Origin of the sequence: Bradyrhizobium sp. LCT2, assembly GCF_009931255.1 — a bacterium.
Taxonomy (GTDB): domain Bacteria; phylum Pseudomonadota; class Alphaproteobacteria; order Rhizobiales; family Xanthobacteraceae; genus Bradyrhizobium; species Bradyrhizobium diazoefficiens.
This window is the reverse complement of sequence record NZ_CP034432.1, coordinates 713,597-732,247: the sequence shown is the minus strand read 5'-3', so window position 1 is coordinate 732,247 and position 18,651 is coordinate 713,597. Positions and strand designations below refer to the sequence as shown.

The following is an 18,651-nucleotide window of genomic DNA, read 5'->3' as shown; positions in this document are numbered from 1 at the left end:
CCTCCGGGCGAACTGTAACCGCTTGTGAGTAGGTATCTTTCGGCTAAGGGAGGTTCACAAATTGGGGTGAGGCCGAACGTCGCGAAGTATCCGACAAAGTTTGGTAGCCTCGTGTGTTCTAGTTCGCCTGTTGCACACCAAGAGCTAGTGCAAGTGGGACGTGCATAGCGAAGATCAAACAAGGGGGTTTGACCATGCCCTCGATATTCGATTTTCTGTACCGCGAATTTTGTCGTGCGCGTCTCTCTGAAATGCGGAGACAGCTCCTTGTGGCCCGACGCGAAGAGGTTCGGGAAGCCGCATGGGTTCGCTGCACCCTAGACCGGTCTTTGGCCGCACGGCTCTCGACCGGCGTTTTTGCCCAACACCCGGACCTCGCATCATAGGGGCTTCCTGTGAACCTCCGCGGCCACTCCTAGACTTACCCATGGGAGGGTCAATGGAGGGACTAGGTCATGGCTATTGTACAATTTACACGCTTCAAGAGCGACAAACCTGAGGAAATGATCAAGACCGCCAGGCAGGCGAAGGCAATCTTCGAAAAGCACGGCGCTGAATTTCTTCGACTTTCCCGATTTCACACTGGTATGTGGGCTGGGGAGTTTCTTATCGCTACGCGCTATTCCAGTTGGGAAGTGTACGGAAAGGTGCAGGAGGCATTGGCAAAGGATGAAGCATTCACAAAGCTGTACGCGCACACACTAACCTTTGCCGAATTGAAGGGCCGTAACATCGCGGTCGGCATCGATCTCTGAGGCTCCGCTGAGAGTTGCGGGCGTAGCGTTAGAGTATTGAGGTTCTGTGAGCCGCATCGGCCGCGCGGCGGTCCTGACCGGCCGCAATGTGCCGACGCCGCCAAGCGCAGTTGTCTTGACCGCGTCGTCGCTTCGGCATCGGGCCGCCGTCGGCCGAGCGGAAAGTCGCGACAAAGACGGCTCAGCAACTACATGCTGGAGCGTCTATTCCGCACCCTAATACGCCTGCTTGGCATCCGCCTCTTCGCTGGTCTGGATCAGGTCGAGACTCTGCTCGATCTTGCCGAGCAGAGCCGAGAGCTGCTTGCGCTCCTGCGCCGAGAGGCAGGCGAGGATCTCGTCCTCACGCCGCAGCAATTGCGGGAACAGCTCTTCGTAGAGCGCGCGGCCTTTCTTCGTCAGTTGCAGGCGGAATTCGCGGCGGTCGGCTTCGTTCTCGACGCGCTCGATTAGTCCCTCATGCAACAGCATGGTGACGGCGCGGCTGATGGTCGATTTGTGCGTGCGGGTGCATTGCGAGATGTACTGCGCGCTACAGGCATCGTTGCGGAAACCGAGCGTCGCGATCACGCGCCAGGCCGGAATGTCGAGGCCGTGACGCTCCTGATATTCGACCGCGAGCGCGGAACTCACCTCCGCGGCAAGCCGGTTGAGGCGGAACGGCACGAACTTGAACAGATCGAGCCGCGTTTTTTGCCGCGGCGACGCCTCGCCCGCCTCTTGTCTCTGCAGCGCCGCATCGCTGGATGTCCTCGCCAAGGCTTGCGCTCCGAATTCCAGTTGACGGCCGGCCGGCTCCGGTCCAAAATAGTTGCACGTGAGACTATCTAGCAGATCAGCCCTCTCCTGACCAGAGCCGAGGTTAGCGCATGGCGCAGGTCAATGTGCATCAGACCAAGACCCAATTCGGCTATCGCCGCCACCCCGATCAGGACCGTCCCGGGCAAAGCCCGGCCGAGCATCCGGTTGTGGTTGTCGGCGCGGGCCCGGTCGGGCTGTCGCTGGCGATCGACCTCGCGCAGCGCGGCCAGAGCGTCGTCCTTCTGGATGATGCCGACCGCATCGGCGAAGGCTCGCGCGCGATCTGCTTCTCGAAACGCTCGCTGGAGTACTGGGACCGGCTTGGCGTCGGCGACCGCATGGTCGAGAAGGGCGTGGTGTGGAGCGTCGGCCGCATCTTCCATGGCGAGTCCCAGCTCTACCAGTTCAATCTGCTGCCGGAAGACGGTCACAAGCGGCCGGCCTTCATCAATCTCCAGCAATATTACGCCGAGGCCTATCTGGTCGATCGCATCAGCGATCTGCCGGAGGTCGACCTGCGCTGGCGCAACAAGGTGACCGCGCTGGAGCAGCGCAACGATTCCGTCGCGCTGACGATCGAGACGCCGGAGGGCGCCTACCGCCTGCACGCGCAATATGTCGTCGCCTGCGACGGCGCGCGGTCGTCGCTGCGGCAGATGGTTGGCGCCGAGTTCGCCGGCCAGGTGTTCGAGGACCAGTTCCTGATCGCCGACGTCAAGATGACGGCGGAATTCCCGACCGAGCGCTGGTTCTGGTTCGATCCGCCGTTCCATGCGGGACGCTCGGCGCTGCTGCACCGGCAGCCCGACGATGTCTGGCGCATCGATCTCCAGCTCAATCGCTACGCCGATCCGGTCGTCGAGAAGAAGCCGGAAAACGTGCGGCCGCGGATTGCGCGCATGCTGGGCCACGACAAGTTCGAGTTCGAGTGGATCTCGCTCTACAAATTCCAGTGCCGGCGCATGGACCGCTTCATCCATGGCCGCGTGATCTTCGCCGGCGACTCCGCGCATCAGGTCTCGCCCTTCGGTGCGCGCGGCGCCAATTCGGGACTCGAGGACGCGGAAAACCTGTCCTGGAAGCTCGACCGCGTCCTGCGCGGCACCTCGCCCGCGAGCCTGCTGGAGAGCTACCACGCCGAGCGCAGCATGGCGGCGGATGAGAACATCCGCGAATCCACCCGCTCGACCGATTTCATGGCGCCGAACTCGCACCAGGAGGCGCGGCTGCGCAAGGCGGTGCTGTCGCTCGCCAAGGAGACCGAATTCGGCAAGCGCATGGTCAATGGCGGCCGGCTCTCGGTGCCGTGCAGCTATGATACGCCGCTGTCATCGCCCGATGCCGATATGTGGGGCGCTGGCCCGCGGCCCGGCTGTTCCATGTTGGATGCGCCGGTTGCCACAAGCGCGGGCGAGCAGATCTATCTGACGGATGCATTCCGCAAGGGCGGAACAGACTTCACCTTGCTGTCGTTCAGCAATGGCATGCAGCTCGGCGTGCCCGAAGGCGTGAAGGATATCCGCATCGGCGGCGAGGGCGGCCTTGCCGATCCCTCGGGCCTCGTCGCAAGGCGCTACGATGCCGACGCGGGTGCTGCCTATCTGCTCAGGCCCGATGGTTACGTTGCTGCGCGGTTCCGTCATCCGACGCGCGAGACCATTGCTGCGGCGCTGTCGCGCGCCGAAGGCTTGAATTGAGGTTTGGTATGCCGCTGTCCACCAGTTCCAACTTCGCACGCCCGGACGACGCCTTTCGCGCCATCGTCGAGGCGCATCGCGGCCTCACGGAGGAGCAGAGCGCCGATTTCGACGCGGCACTGGTGCTGATCCTCGCCAACCATATCGGCGACATCGATGTGCTGCGGGAAGCGATCGGGCTCGCCAAGCGCCGCATGATCGACGGCCAGCAGCAGCAACAACAGCAACAACAATAACCCTGTGACCTAAGGATGAATTGATGGCGAAGAACTTCGCGTCCACCGGCGATCTCGCCGAGAAGAAGATCACCTTCTCCGAGATCGGCGCCGATCTTTATGCTTTCACCGCGGAGGGCGATCCGAACACGGCCGTGATCGTCGGCGACGACGGCTGCCTCGTGTTCGACGCGCAGGCAACGCCCGCGATGGCGAACAAGGTGATCGAGCGCGTCCGCACCGTCACCGACAAGCCGATCAAATATGTCGTGCTGTCGCACTATCACGCCGTGCGCGTGCTGGGGGCCTCCGCCTACAAGGCGCAAGGTATCGTCGCCTCGCAGGAGACCTATCGTCTCATCGAGGAGCGCGGCAAGCAGGATTGGGATTCCGAATACGGCCGCTTCCCGCGCCTGTTCCAGGATGCGCAGAGCATTCCCGGCCTGACCTGGCCGACGCTGACCTTCGAAGGCGAGATGTCGATCTATCTCGGCAAGCGTGAGGTGCGGCTGATGCAGCTTGGCGCGGGCCACACCTCGGGCGACATCGTCGCCTGGGTGCCGGATGCCGAAGTGATGTTCTCCGGCGATCTCATCGAGTACCACTCGGCCTGCTATTGCGGTGACGCGCATTTGCGCGAATGGCCGCTGACGCTGAACGAGATCCGCAACTTCAATCCCAAGGCGATCGCGCCGGGCCGCGGCGATGCGCTGAAGGGCACAGCCACCGTGCGCGAGGCCATCGCGATGACGCGGGACTTCGTCACCTCGCTCTATGGCGCCGCCGAAATCTCGGTCGCCAAAGGACGCACGCTGAAGGAATCGATGGCGGCGACGCGCGAGGTGATGGATCCGAAGTTTTCGAGCTTCGCCATCTACGAGCACTGCCTGCCGTTCAACGTGTCGCGCGCCTATGACGAAGCGTCGGGGATCGACGACCCCGTGATCTGGACCGACAAGCGCGATCAGGAGATGTGGACCGCCTTGCAAGGAGGAGGATAGTCATGAACATCAATACCTCGCCTGACCAGATCATCCGCAGCTCGGCCCAGGTGACGCCGGGCTACATGTCCGGCTTCGGCAACAGCTTTGAGACCGAGGCGCTGCCGGGCGCGCTGCCGATCGGGCGCAACTCGCCGCAGCGCTGCGCCTACGGGCTCTATGCCGAGCAGCTCTCGGGCTCGCCCTTCACCGCGCCGCGCGGCAGCAATGAGCGCTCCTGGCTCTACCGCATCCGCCCCTCGGTGAAGCATTCGGGCCGCTTCGAGAAGGCCGATGCCGGCCTGTGGCGCTCGGCGCCGTGCCATGAATACGATCTGCCCATCGCTCAGATGCGCTGGGACCCGACGCCGGTGCCGCAGGAGGAGGTCACCTTCGTTCAGGGCGTGCAGACCATGACGACGGCCGGCGACGTCAATACGCAGGCCGGCATGGCCGCGCATGTCTATCTCATCACCAAGTCGATGGTGGACCAGCATTTCTACAATGCCGACGGCGAGCTGATGTTCGTGCTCCAGCAGGGCAATTTGCGCCTCGTCACCGAGTTCGGCCGCATCGACGCCGAGCCCGGCGAGATCGTGGTGATCCCGCGCGGCGTCAAATTCCGCGTCGAGATTCCGAACGGGCCGGCGCGCGGTTATCTCTGCGAGAACTACGGCGGCGCCTTCACGCTGCCGGAGCGCGGGCCGATCGGCGCCAACTGCCTCGCCAATGCGCGCGACTTCCTGACGCCGGTCGCGTACTACGAGGACAAGGACACGCCGACCGAGTTGTTCGTGAAATGGGGCGGGTCGCTGTTCAAGACCACCTTGCCGCATTCGCCGATCGACGTCGTCGCCTGGCACGGCAATTACGCGCCCTATAAATACGATCTGCGCACCTTCTCTCCGGTCGGCGCGATCGGCTTCGACCATCCCGATCCGTCGATCTTCACGGTGCTGACCTCGCCATCGGAGACCGCGGGTACCGCGAACATCGATTTCGTGATCTTCCCGGAGCGCTGGATGGTTGCCGACAACACCTTCCGGCCGCCCTGGTACCACATGAACATCATGAGCGAGTTCATGGGCCTGATCTACGGCGTCTACGACGCCAAGCCGCAGGGCTTCGTCCCCGGCGGCATGAGCCTGCACAATTGCATGCTGCCGCACGGCCCGGATCGTGACGCCTTCGAGCACGCCAGCAACGGCGAATTGAAGCCGGTGAAGCTGACCGGCACCATGGCCTTCATGTTCGAGACCCGCTACCCGCAGCGCGTCACCGCGCATGCCGCGGACGCGTCCACGCTTCAGGACGATTACGCGGATTGCTGGAAGGGTCTGGAGAAGCGGTTCGATCCGAACAGGCCGTAGTGACTTCGTCATTCCGGGATGCGCCAGAGGCGCAGGCCCGGGATCCATACTCACGATCGTGGTTATGGATTCCGGGCTCGCGCTCCGCGCGCCCCGGAATGACGGCGGAGAAACCGTCTCAGAACATCCGGCAGGAAACCAATGCCCCACCCCAACGATCCCAGCCTCCGCTCCTTCATCGACGTCGATCCGGCCTCCGACTTCCCGATCCAGAACCTGCCCTATGGCGTGTTCTCGACCGCGGCCAGCCCGACGCCGCGGGTTGGCGTCGCGATCGGCAATTACGTGCTCGATCTCTGGGAGCTCGAGCAGGACTCGCGTCTCGATGTCGGCGCGCTCGGCGTGTTCTCCGGGCCCTCGCTCAATCCGTTCATGGCGCTGGGGCCGAAGGTCTGGGCAAGGACGCGGGCGCGGATCAGCGAGCTCTTGCGCGCGGATCATCCGGAGCTGCGCGACAATGAGGAGCTGCGCAAGCAGGCCTTGGTGCCGATGCGCGACGCCAAACTGCACATGCCGTTCGCGGTCTCCGGCTACACCGATTTCTATTCGTCCAGGGAGCACGCCACCAATGTCGGCGTGATGTTCCGCGGCAAGGACAATGCGTTGCAGCCGAACTGGCTGCATATGCCGATCGCCTATAACGGCCGCGCGTCCACGGTCGTGGTGTCAGGTACCAACGTGAAGCGCCCGCGCGGGCAATTGAAGCCGCCGAATGTCGACGTGCCGAGCTTTGGTCCCTGCAAGCGGCTCGATTTCGAGCTGGAGATGGGCGTCGTGGTCGGCCAGCCCTCAGCGATGGGCGGCATGCTCACCGAGCAGCAGGCCGAACAGATGATCTTCGGCTTCGTCCTGCTCAACGACTGGAGCGCGCGCGACATCCAGCAGTGGGAGTACGTGCCGCTCGGTCCGTTCCTGGCAAAGGCGTTTGCGACCTCGATCAGCCCGTGGGTGGTGACGCGCGAGGCGCTGGAGCCGTTCCGGCTGAAGGGGCCGGAGCAGGAGCCGGTGCCGCTCGATTATCTCAAGCAGGCCAAGCCGCAGAACTACAGCATCGAGCTCGACGTCTCGCTGCGGCCCGGCGGCGCCAACGCGCCCACCAGCATCAGCCGCACCAATTTCAAGTACATGTACTGGTCCTCGGTGCAGCAGCTCATGCACCACGCCTCCTCTGGCTGCGCCATGAATGTCGGAGATCTCCTAGGGAGCGGCACCATCTCCGGCCCGGAGAAGAACCAGCGCGGCAGCCTGCTCGAGATCAGCTGGAACGGCACCGAGCCGGTCGAACTCCCCGGCGGCATCAAGCGCTCGTTCCTGGAGGACGGCGACAGCCTCATCATGCGCGGCTGGTGCCAGGGCGCCGGCTATCGCGTCGGCTTCGGCGAGGTCGAGGGGACGATTTTGCCGGCGGAGTGAGATGGTCGTCATTCCGGGGCGATGCGAAGCATCGAACCCGGAATCTCGAGGTTCCGGGTTCGCGCTTCGCGCGCCCCGGAACGACGAGTTAGAAATTCAACGCCTCTCCGGCGGCACGTCGCGTATCCGCGCGCAATGTGCCGCGACATCCTCCACGCTGTATTTCAGATGCACCCGCTTGTCCGACGGCGCCTGCCTGGTCGTGCACACGCCCGGCCGCCATTCCTGCGTGGGGCGGATCGGGCGCGGCGCAAAGCCGCCGCCGCAGTTCGGGCAGACGTTGGAGAGCTTGGTCTCGACGCAGTCCGCACAGAATGTGCATTCATAGGAGCAGATTCGCGCATCCGTTGCGTCAGGCGGCAGGTCGCGGTCGCAATATTCGCAGTTCGGTCGAAGCTGGAGGGCCATGGTCGAATCTCCGGATCGGCCGGATCATCGCAGACGGCGCGTGACGCGCGAATGCCGTAGTTCCCTCGATTTCAGCCAGCCTTCAAATCCCTCAGCGGCAGCCGCGTGCTTTCCTTCAGCCTATCAAGCACGATCGAGGAACGCACATGCGCCACGCTCTGGTGCGGCATCAAAACGTCGTTGACGAGGTTGGAGAGGCCCTTCAGGTCGCGCAGCACGGCTTTCAGCACGTAATCGGCATCGCCCGTCAGCGAGTAGGCCTCCTGGATCTCGTCGATCCGGTTCACCAGCGCGCGGAAGCGCTTGGAATTGTCCGGCGAGTGGGTCGCGAGCCCCACCTGGATGAAGGCGATCACGCCGAAGCCGAGCGCCTCGCTGGAGAGATCGGCGTGATAGCCCGCGATCACCTTCTCCTCCTCGAGCCGCATCCGCCGCCGCGAGCATTGCGAGGCCGAGAGACCTGCGAGCTCCGCAAGCTCCTGGTTGGTGAGGCGGCCGTCGTCCTGCAGCGCGCCGAGAATCCTGAGGTCGAAGGCGTCCACCGAAATCATGCGGGTTTTGTCCATTTGATGCACGGATTGTGCATATGATAGCCAAATGTCGTCCCGTTTGCACGCCTCTTGCGCGTCCCATGAAGGATAGTTCCTCCCAGCAGCCATTTGGGAGAGCAGCATGGGTCCGTTTCCGCACGATGCACCGCCGGCCACTGTTAGCGCCGACAATCCGATGGGCACCGACGGCTTCGAGTTCCCCCGCGGGTCACTTCAAATTCCTCCGGGTGTGGTCAGTCAAATTCCTCCACCCGCGAGGCAGGACAAGGGACTGTTAGTTTGAGTTTGTTTCCCGGGCAAGAGCTTCAGCGGCTTCTTTGAGCCGATAGCTGCGTCCGTCGAACTCAAGCAGATGGCAATGATGCATAAGGCGATCGAGGATCGTCGTGCTCATAGTGTTGTCCCCAAGGTATGCCCCCCAATCCTGCACGACGCGATTGGAGGTGACGATGACGCTGCGGCGCAGTTTGTAGCGCTGATGGATCAGGGTCTGCAGCAAAGTGCCGGCGTCGTCGGGGATGGCGCGTGCGAGGAATAGATCGTCCAGCACGAGGAGATCGCAGTCGATGATGGTTCGCAGCCGGACCTCGCGTTGTGCCGGAGAGTTCAGGGCGTAGCGGTGGAAGAAGTCGTCGGTCTCAAGATACTGGACCTTGTGGCTTTGCAGGATCGCCTGATAGGCAATCGCCTTGGCGATGTGCGACTTCCCGGTGCCAGGTTTGCCGACAAGCAGAGCGTTCTCGCCAGCGGCAATGAACGCCAGGGTGTGGAGCTGGAAGCAGGTCTGACGTGGCAGTTTGGGATTGAAGGACCAGTCGAACTCGGCGAGCGTCAGCTTTTCGTCGAGCCCGGATTGCTGGTATCGCCGCTCGATAAGACGGGACTGACGACGGTCCAGTTCATCCTGCAGGATAAGGGAGAAGGTCTCGAGGAAGGGCTGGTTGGCGCCCTGCGCCTGGAGCACGCGCGTCTGCAGCGTGTCGCGGACACCCGACAGGCGCAGCTGTCGTAGGCAACGCTCAATTTCCGGCATGGTCATCATGTGGCTAGGTCTCCAGTTTAAGGTGAGAAGGTGCAGCGGGAGCGCTCGTGGCGCCGGAGCTGGCCGGGGTTGCGCAGGCGACACGAGCGCGGATTGCCGTGGCGTGATCGTCGTGAGCCTCGGCCTGCCGACCATTATCGTCGGCGTCGCGCCGCACAGCGCGGCTGAAGAGGTCGCCGTATTCCGCGGGGGTACGGATCAGCGGATGATCCTGGGTGAGCGGCGATGCCGGCTGTGGCGTCACTCCAACCTGCTCAATCGCCTGTTCGAACAACCGCTCGACGGTCGCACGCACGTGCTTGTAGCGGTAGATGCGGTTGTCGATGGCGTGCGCGCAGGCCTGCTCGACCAGCCGCGCCGGATACTTCCGGCCCAGCCCGACAATGCCCCACATCGCGCGCTGTCCGGGGCGCCCCTCGGTGTCGAACACTTGCTGGCATAGCGCCCTGGTCTGCGGCCCGATGCGCTCGGCGCTCGCCAGCAGCACGGCGGTTTGCCGCGACGGATTGAACGGCCGTTCGCTGGTCGGCAGGACAACAGAACCGGGGTGCGTCATCCGGGAATGAACACGCAGCAGCGCACGGGTGTGGCGATCACGGATCTCGATCGTGGAGGCGTAGATCCGCACCACGACCTGACTGCCGATCGGCGCGGGCCGCGCGGCGTAATAGCTGTTGTCGACGCGTACGGTGGTGTCGTCGCAGACAGTCCGGACGACTTCGGTGAAGATGCGGAAGGGAGCGACAGGCAGCGGCCGCAGGTGCGGCTTCTCTTCCTGGAACATCGCCTCGACCTGACGGCGCGTGCTGCCGTGGATGCGCTTGGAGGCCCAATTCTCCTCCCAGTGCCTCAGGAACTCGTTCTGGGCTTCCAGTGTCTCGAAGCGCCGTCCGGCCAGCGCGGTGCCCTGGGTATGTTGAATCGCACTCTCGACGCAGCCTTTCCGATTGGGATCGGCCACCCGCGCGGGATCGGCGACCACGGCGTAATGAGCCAGCATCGCGCTGTAAATCGGGTTGAGCTCGGGCTCGTACAAATCCGGCTTGAGGACGCCTTCCTTCAGATTGTCGAGCACGACATAGCTGGGGACCCCGCCAAAATACCGGAACGCCTCTTCGTGGAGCTGCGCCCAGACGTGTTGGCTGGACTTCCAGACCACCCGCCGGAAGCTGCGCCGCGAGTAGCGCAGCGTCATCACAAACAGGCGGGGACGGCGGTACCGGCCGCTCCTGGGATCAATCGTCAGAGCGCCCTCGCCATAGTCGACCTGGGCCTCCTCGCCAGGCAGGAACTCAAGTCGATCAAACTGCTCGGGATCGCTGTGTCGCAACGTGCGCACAAACCGCTTGACGCTCTGATAGCTGGACGGAAAGCCAAATCGATCGACCAGGTCCTGGTAAATCGCCTGCGCATTCCGCTTCAGGCGGACCTGTTCTTCGATCCATGCCCGATGCGGTTCGCAGGCCGAGCGGGCCAGGCTGCAGGCGGCTGTCGCTTCCGACACCCCAAAAGCCGGTGGTCGGGGTGGGGGAATTTGGTCGTCCGCGCTCACCGTGCCGGTGGTCACTTCCCCGGGGAATTTGCCTCCGCACCAGCCCGCAGCGCCCGGTAACGCCGGATCGTCTTGCGATCGACCCCCGTCAGCCTGTGGATCTCGCGCTGGCTGGCGTTGCGATCAAGTAATGTAAATACCGTGCTTTGCAGATGTCGCTTCAAGACGTTCAACTCCCCGGCCCCTTGCTGGCTAAAGGGGTCGAACATAAACGTCCTGCCTGACCGGCTACTGCTGTTCAGCGGCGCTGACGGCGATCATCAGGTGGGGGAGTTTCAAGTGACCATACCCGGGGGATTTTGACCGACCCACGGGGAGTTCGTCGAATATGCGCATCCCAATCCGGAACAGCTGCACGCGCTGTTCAAGCTGATGGGCTATGTGCCCGTCGCGCGCCACAGGACCAAGGCGATCACGGTCTATCGCCAGGGCGACATCAACTATCTCGTCAACGAGCAGCCCGGCACCCACGGCTACGATTTCGTCGCCGCGCACGGTCCCTGTGCGCCGTCGATGGCGTTTCGCGTCGTCGATGCGAAGGCGGCCTACGACCGCGCGATTGCGCTCGGCGCAGAGCCCGCCAACGTGTCATCCGCGCAGAAGGCGCTCGACGTGCCCGCGATCAAGGGCATCGGCGGCAGCCTGCTCTATTTCGTCGACCGCTACGGCGCCAAGGGCTCGGCCTACGACGCCGAGTACGAGTGGCTGGGCGCGCGCGATCCCAAGCCGGTCGGTGCCGGCCTGTTCTATCTCGACCACCTCACCCACAACGTCCATCGCGGCCGCATGGATGTCTGGACCGGCTTCTACGAAAGGCTGTTCAACTTCCGCCAGATCCGCTTCTTCGACATCGAGGGCCGCGCCTCCGGCCTGTTCTCGCGCGCGCTGACCAGCCCCGACGGCAAGATCCGGATTCCGATCAACGAGGACGCCGGCGATTCCGGTCAGATCGAGGAATATCTGAAGATCTATCGTGGCGAAGGCATCCAGCACATCGCCTGCGGCTGCCGCGACATCTACCACACCATCGAGGGCCTGCGCGAGGCCGGCCTGCCCTTCATGCCCTCGCCGCCCGAGACCTATTTCGAGCGGATCGACGCGCGCCTGCCGAAGCATGGCGAGGACATCGCACGGCTTCAGAAGAACGGCATCCTGATCGACGGCGAAGGCGTGGTGGACGGCGGCCAGACCAAGGTGCTGCTGCAGATCTTCTCGGCCAATGCGATCGGCCCGATCTTCTTCGAGTTCATCCAGCGCAAGGGCGACGACGGCTTTGGCGAGGGCAACTTCAAGGCCCTGTTCGAATCGATCGAGGAGGACCAGATCCGGCGTGGGGTGTTGAAGGTGGATGACGCGGCGTAGCTCGTCGCTATTGCCTGCATTTGCCGCCTCATAACAGGTGTCGTCCCGGACAAGCGCAAGCGCAGATCCGGGACCCATGCCACAGGGAGGAGTTGCGGCGCGAAAGCGGTAACTCCGAGTCCCGTAACCACAACGGCCTGTGGTTATGGATCCCGGATCAGCGCTCCGCTCTAGGCAACGCTACGCGTTGTCGAGAGCTGCGCTTGTCCGGGACGACAGCGGAGCGTGTTGCGACGGCGGAGATTATTTCGCCGCCTGCCACGCCTTCGTCACCGCCGCGATCTCCGCGCCCTCCGGCTCGCGCACCGCTGATGGCGTCCGTGAGAACCTTGGTGCGGGCGCAGGTTGTTTCACGCCGTGGCGCTCGACGAACACCTGTCGGGCGACCATGTGCGGATGTTGCGTGGCCTCCGACATGGTCAGCACCGGCGCGAAGCAGATGTCGGTGCCTTCCATGATCTTGCACCAGTCCTCGCGCGTCTTGCTCTTGAACACGGCTTTCAGCTTTTCCTTCAGCACCGGCCAGGCCTTGCGGTCCATCTGCGCGTCGAAATCGGCGTCGGTCAGGCCCGCGTGCTGGCGCAGCAGCGCGTAGAACTGCGGCTCGATCGAGCCGATCGAGACGAAATGGCCGCAGGCGCATTCGTAGACGCCGTAGAAATGCGCGCCGCCGTCGAGGAAGTTCTGGTTGCGCCCTTCGGTCCAGCGGCCGATCGTGGTCATGTCGAAGAAGAACGACATCAGCGATGCGGCGCCGTCGCACATCGCGGCATCGACCACCTGGCCCTTGCCCGACCTCGAGGCTTCGAGCAAGGCCGCGAGCACGCCGACGACGAGATAGAGTGCACCGCCGCCGAAATCGCCGACCAGGTTGAGCGGCGGCACCGGCGCCTCCTTCGTGCCGATCGCGGCGAGCGCGCCGGTGATGGAGATGTAGTTGATGTCGTGGCCGGCGGCATTCGCGAGCGGGCCTTCCTGGCCCCAGCCGGTCATGCGGCCGTAGACGAGCTTTGGGTTGCGCGCGAGCACCATTTCGGGGCCCAGTCCGAGCCGCTCCATCACGCCGGGACGAAAACCTTCGACCAGCGCATCGGCGCTCGCAAGCAGGTCGAGCACCTGTGCGATCGCCGCCTTGTCCTTGAGGTCGAGCTCGATCACCTTGCGGCCGCGGCCCGCCACCGACTTCATGCTCTTCTTGGCGCCGACCCGGTCGAGCGTGACGACGTCGGCGCCCATGTCGGCCAGCATCATGCAGGCGAACGGGCCGGGCCCGATGCCGGCGAATTCGACGATGCGGAAGCCCGAGAGCGGGCCGGAGGCGCGGACGGACGAGGTGGGGGCTGATTTGTCGAGCACGTTGTTGTTTCCTCGGGTCGCGGGCAGTGCCGGTGATCCGGCAAACGCCTCACGTTGCTCTTGGGGGCGAGTTAATCGGCTGATTAACTTTTCTCGCCTTCCCGCCAGCGAGGCAAGCGGTTTTCATGCATGGGCGCATAATAAAAGCGGCGCGCATTTCTGCGCGCCGCGGAAAATTTGTGTTCAGTCGCTAGAGCGGGATCGTCAGCCTGCGGCGGCCACCGCACGCTGCGCCATCACCTTGATGAGGTTCGCACGATACTCCGACGTGCCGTGGATGTCGGACAGAAGTCCGCTCGCCGAAATAGTCACGCTGTCGATCGCCGACGGCGACCAGTTGGCCTTGAGCGCGGCTTCGATGGCGGGAATGCGCACCACGCCGCTCTGCGAGGCGCCCGTGGCGGCAACGCGGACATCGCCCGACTTCGTCTGCGCGACGAACACGCCGGTCAGCGCAAAGCGCGAGGCCGGATGCGGGAATTTCGCGTAGCCCGCTTTTCCCGGAACCGGGAACGACACGGCGGTGATGATCTCGCCGTCCTCGAGCGCCGTCGTGAACAGGCCCTTGAAGAAATCCTCCGCCGAGATCGAACGCTTGTTGGTCTTCACGGTGGCACCGAGCGCCAGCGTCGCGGCCGGATAATCCGCGGCAGGGTCGTTGTTGGCGAGCGAGCCGCCGATCGTGCCGCGGTAGCGCACGGCGGGGTCGCCGATCAGCGACGCGAGATAGGCGAGCGCGGGGATCGCCTTCTTCGCGGCATCGCTGGTCGCCACGTCGTAATGCGGCGTGGCGGCCTTGATGGTCAGCGTGTCGCCGGCGGCCTCGATGCCGATCATGTCCTTGATCTTGCCGAGGTCGATCACGTCGGACGGGCTGGCGAGGCGCTGCTTCATCACCGGCAGCAGCGTCTGGCCGCCGGACAGGAATTTCGCCTCGCTGCTCTTGCCGAACAGGCTGGCGGCTTCGTCGACCGAGGAGGCGCGATGATAGGTTGTCTGGTACATCTTGGTTGCTCCTGAAATCTCTTCTCTGTCATTCCGGGATGCGCCGCAGGCGCAGACCCGGAATCTCGAGGTTGAATTCGTGGCTCCAGATTCCGGGTTCGACGCTTCGCGTCGCCCCGGAATGACGATGATGAGGCGGTTAAGCCGCGTGGATCGTGCGCCACACCCGGTCAGGGGTTGCGGGCATTTCCAGATTGTTCTTGCCGATCGCATCCGTGATCGCGTTGATCACGGCCGCTGACGCCCCGATCGCGCCGGCCTCACCGCAACCCTTGATGCCGAGCGGATTGCCCGGGCACAGCGTCGTGGTGTGGGAGAGGTTGAACGAGGGCACATCGTCGGCGCGCGGCATGGCATAGTCCATGAACGAGGCCGTGACCGGCTGGCCGTTGGCGTCGTAGATCGCGTGCTCGAGCAGCGCCTGTCCGATGCCTTGAACCAGGCCACCATGGACCTGGCCCTCGACGATCATCGGGTTGATCAGCCGGCCGAAATCGTCGGCCGCGACGAAGTTGACGAAGGAGGTCTTGCCGGTGCCGGGATCGACCTCGAGTTCGCAGATATAGGTGCCGGCCGGGAAGGTGAAGTTGGTCGGATCGTAGAAGGCGCTCTCCTTCAGGCCCGGCTCCATTCCGTCAGGCAGATTGTGCGCGGTGTAGGCTGCGAGCGCGACCATCGGGAAGGCGATCGCCTTGTCGGTGCCCGTCACCTTGAACTCGCCGTTCTCGATGACGATGTCGGCTTCCGACGCTTCCAATGCGTGCGCGGCGATCTTCTTGGCCTTGGACTCCATCTTCTCCATGGCCTTCAGGATCGCGGTGAGGCCGACGGCCGCCGAGCGCGAGCCGTAGGTGCCCATGCCGAACTGCACCTTGTCGGTGTCGCCATGAACGATCGAGACCTGGCTGATGGGAACCCCCAGGCGCTCCGCCACGAGTTGGCAGAACGTCGTCTCGTGACCCTGGCCGTGGCTGTGCGAGCCCGTGAGGATCTCGATGGTGCCGACCGGGTTGACGCGCACCTCGGCGGATTCCCAAAGGCCGACGCCCGCCCCCAGGCTGCCGACGGCCTTCGACGGTGCGATGCCGCAGGCCTCGATGTAGCAGGACACGCCGATGCCGCGCAGCTTGCCGTCCGCCTTGGCCTTGGCCTTGCGCGCGGCGAAGCCGGCATAGTCGATCGCCTTCATCGCGGCGTCGAGCGAGGCATTAAAGTCGCCGGTGTCATAGGCCATGATCACGGGCGTCTGGTGCGGGAACTGGGTGATGAAGTTGGTCCGGCGCAGCGCGGCCGGATCGACCTTCAACTGCCGCGCCGCCGTTTCCATCAGCCGTTCGATCAAATAGCTCGCCTCGGGCCGGCCCGCGCCACGATAGGCGTCGACCGGCGTGGTGTTGGTGTAGACCCCGATCACCTCGGCATGGATCGCCGGGATGTTGTACTGGCCCGACAGCAGCGTCGCGTAGAGATAGGTCGGTACCGACGAGGAGAACAGCGACATGTAGGCGCCGAAATTGGCATAGGTCTTCACCTTGAGGCCGGTGATCTTGTTGCTGGCGTCGAACGCCATCTCGGCATGGGTCACATGGTCGCGGCCATGCGCGTCGGTGAGGAAGGCCTCGGTGCGGTCGCCGGTCCATTTCACGGGACGGCCGACCTTCTTCGAGGCCCACAGCGCCACCATCTCCTCGGGATAGATGAAGATCTTGGAGCCGAAGCCGCCGCCGACGTCGGGCGCGATCACGCGCAGCTTGTGCTCGGGGGCGATGTTGTAGAACGCCGACAGCACGAGGCGGGCGACGTGCGGGTTCTGCGACGTCGTGTAGAGCGTGAAATGCTCCTCCGCGGCGTCGTAATCGGCGATCGCCGCGCGCGGCTCCATCGCGTTCGGCGCGAGGCGGTTGTTGGTGACGTCGAGCTTCACGACATTGGCGGCCTTGGCGAAGGCCGCATCGGTGGCGCCCTCGTCGCCGATCACCCAGTCATAGACCTGGTTGCCGGGAGCCTCGGGATGAAGCTGCGGCGCGCCGGCCTTGATCGCGGCGTGGACGTCGGCGACCGCGGGAAGTTCCTCGTAATCGACGACGACAGCTTCCGCCGCGTCGCGCGCCAGGTTCTTGCTGTCGGCGATCACGACCGCGACGGCCTGACCGACGAAGCGCACCGTCTCCGGCGCCATCGCCGGCCATGCGCCCATCTTCATCGGGCTGCCGTCCTTGGAGGTGATGGCCCAGCCGCAAATCAGGTTGCCGACCTTGTCGTCGACGATCTGCTGCCCCGTGAGCACCGCGACCACGCCCGGCATCTTCAGCGCGGCGGAAGAGTCGATCTTCTTCACCTTGGCGTGCGCGTGCGGGCTTCTGATGAAATGGGCATGGGTCATGCCCACCAATTTGATGTCGTCGACGTAGCGGCCCTTGCCGGTAATGAAACGCTTGTCTTCCTTGCGCACGACTCGCGCGCCGATGCCTTCAACACCCATGTCTGGTCCTCCCGACCGGAATTATTTTGACTGCGCTTTCCATCGAAAGCAGCAAGTGGTGGTCTTTGTTCGAGGCGGGCGGCCTTACTCGGCCGCCTGCGCAACCTTCATGCGTCCGGCTGCATCCAGCACGGCCTTGACGATGTTGTGGTAGCCGGTGCAGCGGCAGATATTGCCTTCGAGCTCCTGGCGGACGGTGGCCTCGTCGAGCTCGCCACCATGGCGGTGCACGATGTCGATCGCCGACATGATCATGCCCGGCGTGCAATAGCCGCACTGCAGGCCGTGATTGTCGCGGAAGGCGGCCTGCATCGGATGCAGCTCGTCGCCCTTGGCGATGCCTTCGATGGTGGTGACGCTGGCGCCGTCGGCCTGTCCCGCCAGCATGGTGCAGGATTTCACCGCGCGGCCGTCCATGTGCACGACGCAGGCACCGCACTGGCTGGTGTCGCAGCCGACATGGGTGCCGGTGAGGTTGAGGTGATCGCGCAGGAGATGGACCAGCAGCGTGCGATCCTCGACGTCGACAGCAACGGCCTTGCCGTTCACTGTCAGTTTGACTGTAGACACGGTGAAGTCCTCCCGAATGTTTGTAGTTATTCCAATTAGAGACAGCGCGAACGGAACTTTGCAACTGGGATTTTGGGGACTGCGCGTCATGGAAAGGTCATCGTGGCGGTTGTCGCAGGTGCGCGATTCGGCCACGATGTTCCGTGCCGCCGCCAGTGCGTGGCGCGACCTTGCAGGGAGCTTTCGAGAACGATCTCCGCTTCGTCGATGGCGGCTGGGTTCAGCCGCCGGCGCGAGGCGCTGGCCCTGGATGTCGGCGCCCTTGGCGCGTCGTTTCTCCCTTTGATGTCGTGTTCGTTGTTGCGAATAGGAGCACGCGCCCACGCCGTTGTAATCGCGATCTTGGTAGTAGACGGCGGCAGGCTAAGTCATTGATTCTATTGATGTTGACCTTGGCGTTCCTCGCCGGACAGTCCATTCCGCCACTCCGGGGCCCGAGCGGAGCGAGGGTGCCGGAATCCATCGGGCCGCAGAGTGGCATTGAGTGAATGAGACGCCAGAAAAAGCACCCCTAGTACTTCCTGGCGATTGATCGCAGCCGGGCGCCGCCCTAGTCGTGCCATACAAGCAACGGTCAAAAGGGGTGGAAGCGATGCAGATGAACGACAGTCAGCGTATCCCAGCGTCGAAAGCCAATGTGTGGGCCGCGCTCAACGATCCCGATATTCTCAGGCGCTGCATTCCCGGCTGCCAATCGCTGGAGATGGCATCGCCGACGGAGATGATTGCGACCGTGGTGCTGAAGGTCGGCCCGGTGAAGGCGACGTTCAGCGGCAAGGTGACGCTGACCGATATCGATGCGCCCAACGGCTACCGCATCGTCGGCGAAGGCGCCGGCGGCGTCGCCGGCTTTGCCAAGGGCGGCGCGAAGGTCAGGCTGGAAGAAGAATCGCCTGGCGTCACCGTCCTGCACTACGAGGCCGACGCGCAGATCGGCGGCAAGCTCGCACAGCTCGGCTCGCGGCTGATCGATTCGACGTCGCGAAAGCTTGCCGCGAATTTCTTCGAAAGCTTCGCGGCTGTGGTAGCGCCATCATCGTGATCCGCGCGTCGTCCTCGGCGCCCCGACGCGAACTTGTAGGGTGGCAAAGG

At 64.0% G+C, this 18,651-nt stretch carries 15 protein-coding genes and 2 pseudogenes; 8 read left to right on the top strand and 9 right to left on the bottom strand.

Annotated features, from left to right (window positions below):
• Positions 1-455: 455 nt before the first annotated feature.
• Positions 456-755, top strand: coding sequence for a hypothetical protein (locus EI171_RS04205; protein ID WP_161532675.1), 300 nt, complete (start codon positions 456-458; stop codon positions 753-755).
• Positions 756-971: 216 nt separating this feature from the next.
• Here EI171_RS04205 and EI171_RS04200 read toward each other — a convergent pair whose 3' ends face one another.
• Entirely contained in the window at positions 972-1,514 is a 543-nt protein-coding gene (locus EI171_RS04200; protein ID WP_038967447.1) for a MarR family winged helix-turn-helix transcriptional regulator, read from the bottom strand.
• A 110-nt stretch (positions 1,515-1,624) separates the two neighbouring features.
• On the opposite strand from EI171_RS04200, the gene EI171_RS04195 reads away from it, so the two are divergent.
• The 5 genes from EI171_RS04195 to fahA all read left to right on the top strand — a co-directional run bounded on the left by EI171_RS04195 (position 1,625) and on the right by fahA (position 7,231).
• Positions 1,625-3,253 carry an FAD-dependent oxidoreductase gene (locus EI171_RS04195; RefSeq protein ID WP_161532674.1) on the top strand — a complete coding sequence of 543 codons (1,629 nt, stop codon included), beginning with the start codon at positions 1,625-1,627 and terminating at the stop codon, positions 3,251-3,253.
• Between the two features lie 8 nt (positions 3,254-3,261).
• A complete protein-coding gene (locus tag EI171_RS04190; protein WP_060909790.1) occupies positions 3,262-3,489 on the top strand; it encodes a DUF2783 domain-containing protein in 228 nt (75 codons plus the stop codon).
• Positions 3,490-3,512: 23 nt separating this feature from the next.
• Positions 3,513-4,469, top strand: a complete 957-nt coding sequence (locus tag EI171_RS04185; RefSeq protein WP_161532673.1) for an MBL fold metallo-hydrolase — start codon at positions 3,513-3,515, stop codon at positions 4,467-4,469.
• Positions 4,470-4,471: 2 nt separating this feature from the next.
• The gene (gene hmgA / locus EI171_RS04180; protein ID WP_161532672.1) at positions 4,472-5,818 is read left to right on the top strand and encodes a homogentisate 1,2-dioxygenase; all 1,347 of its coding nucleotides are present in this window, start codon (positions 4,472-4,474) and stop codon (positions 5,816-5,818) included.
• A gap of 141 nt (positions 5,819-5,959) precedes the next feature.
• A complete protein-coding gene (gene fahA / locus EI171_RS04175; protein ID WP_161532671.1) occupies positions 5,960-7,231 on the top strand; it encodes a fumarylacetoacetase in 1,272 nt (423 codons plus the stop codon).
• 96 nt (positions 7,232-7,327) lie between these two features.
• On the opposite strand, the gene EI171_RS04170 is transcribed toward fahA, so the two are convergent.
• The 4 genes and pseudogenes from EI171_RS04170 to istA all read right to left on the bottom strand — a co-directional run bounded on the left by EI171_RS04170 (position 7,328) and on the right by istA (position 10,993).
• Positions 7,328-7,639: a DUF1272 domain-containing protein gene (locus EI171_RS04170; RefSeq protein WP_011083173.1), complete on the bottom strand. Its 312-nt coding sequence runs from the start codon at positions 7,637-7,639 to the stop codon at positions 7,328-7,330.
• Between the two features lie 71 nt (positions 7,640-7,710).
• Positions 7,711-8,190: an Lrp/AsnC family transcriptional regulator gene (locus tag EI171_RS04165; RefSeq protein ID WP_028175656.1), complete on the bottom strand. Its 480-nt coding sequence runs from the start codon at positions 8,188-8,190 to the stop codon at positions 7,711-7,713.
• 274 nt (positions 8,191-8,464) lie between these two features.
• Positions 8,465-9,232 (bottom strand): IS21-like element IS1631 family helper ATPase IstB, encoded by a 768-nt coding sequence (gene istB, locus EI171_RS04160; RefSeq protein ID WP_038952109.1) that lies wholly within the window; start codon positions 9,230-9,232, stop codon positions 8,465-8,467.
• A gap of 4 nt (positions 9,233-9,236) precedes the next feature.
• A pseudogene (gene istA, locus EI171_RS04155) lies at positions 9,237-10,993 on the bottom strand (IS21 family transposase).
• A gap of 106 nt (positions 10,994-11,099) precedes the next feature.
• Here istA and hppD point away from each other — a divergent pair.
• Positions 11,100-12,146 (top strand): annotated as a pseudogene (gene hppD / locus EI171_RS04150) (4-hydroxyphenylpyruvate dioxygenase); the annotation flags it as partial.
• A gap of 243 nt (positions 12,147-12,389) precedes the next feature.
• On the opposite strand, the gene EI171_RS04145 reads toward hppD, so the two are convergent.
• The 4 genes from EI171_RS04145 to EI171_RS04130 all read right to left on the bottom strand — a co-directional run bounded on the left by EI171_RS04145 (position 12,390) and on the right by EI171_RS04130 (position 17,559).
• Entirely contained in the window at positions 12,390-13,502 is a 1,113-nt protein-coding gene (locus tag EI171_RS04145) for a CaiB/BaiF CoA-transferase family protein (RefSeq protein WP_161532670.1), read from the bottom strand.
• Between the two features lie 204 nt (positions 13,503-13,706).
• On the bottom strand, positions 13,707-14,507 hold the full coding sequence (locus EI171_RS04140; RefSeq protein ID WP_011083169.1) for a xanthine dehydrogenase family protein subunit M: 801 nt from the start codon (positions 14,505-14,507) through the stop codon (positions 13,707-13,709).
• Between the two features lie 139 nt (positions 14,508-14,646).
• Positions 14,647-16,989 (bottom strand): xanthine dehydrogenase family protein molybdopterin-binding subunit, encoded by a 2,343-nt coding sequence (locus tag EI171_RS04135; RefSeq protein WP_011083168.1) that lies wholly within the window; start codon positions 16,987-16,989, stop codon positions 14,647-14,649.
• A gap of 84 nt (positions 16,990-17,073) precedes the next feature.
• A complete protein-coding gene (locus EI171_RS04130; RefSeq protein ID WP_028175651.1) occupies positions 17,074-17,559 on the bottom strand; it encodes a (2Fe-2S)-binding protein in 486 nt (161 codons plus the stop codon).
• A 592-nt stretch (positions 17,560-18,151) separates the two neighbouring features.
• On the opposite strand from EI171_RS04130, the gene EI171_RS04125 reads away from it, so the two are divergent.
• Positions 18,152-18,601 (top strand): carbon monoxide dehydrogenase subunit G, encoded by a 450-nt coding sequence (locus tag EI171_RS04125; protein ID WP_028175650.1) that lies wholly within the window; start codon positions 18,152-18,154, stop codon positions 18,599-18,601.
• Positions 18,602-18,651 lie beyond the last annotated feature (50 nt).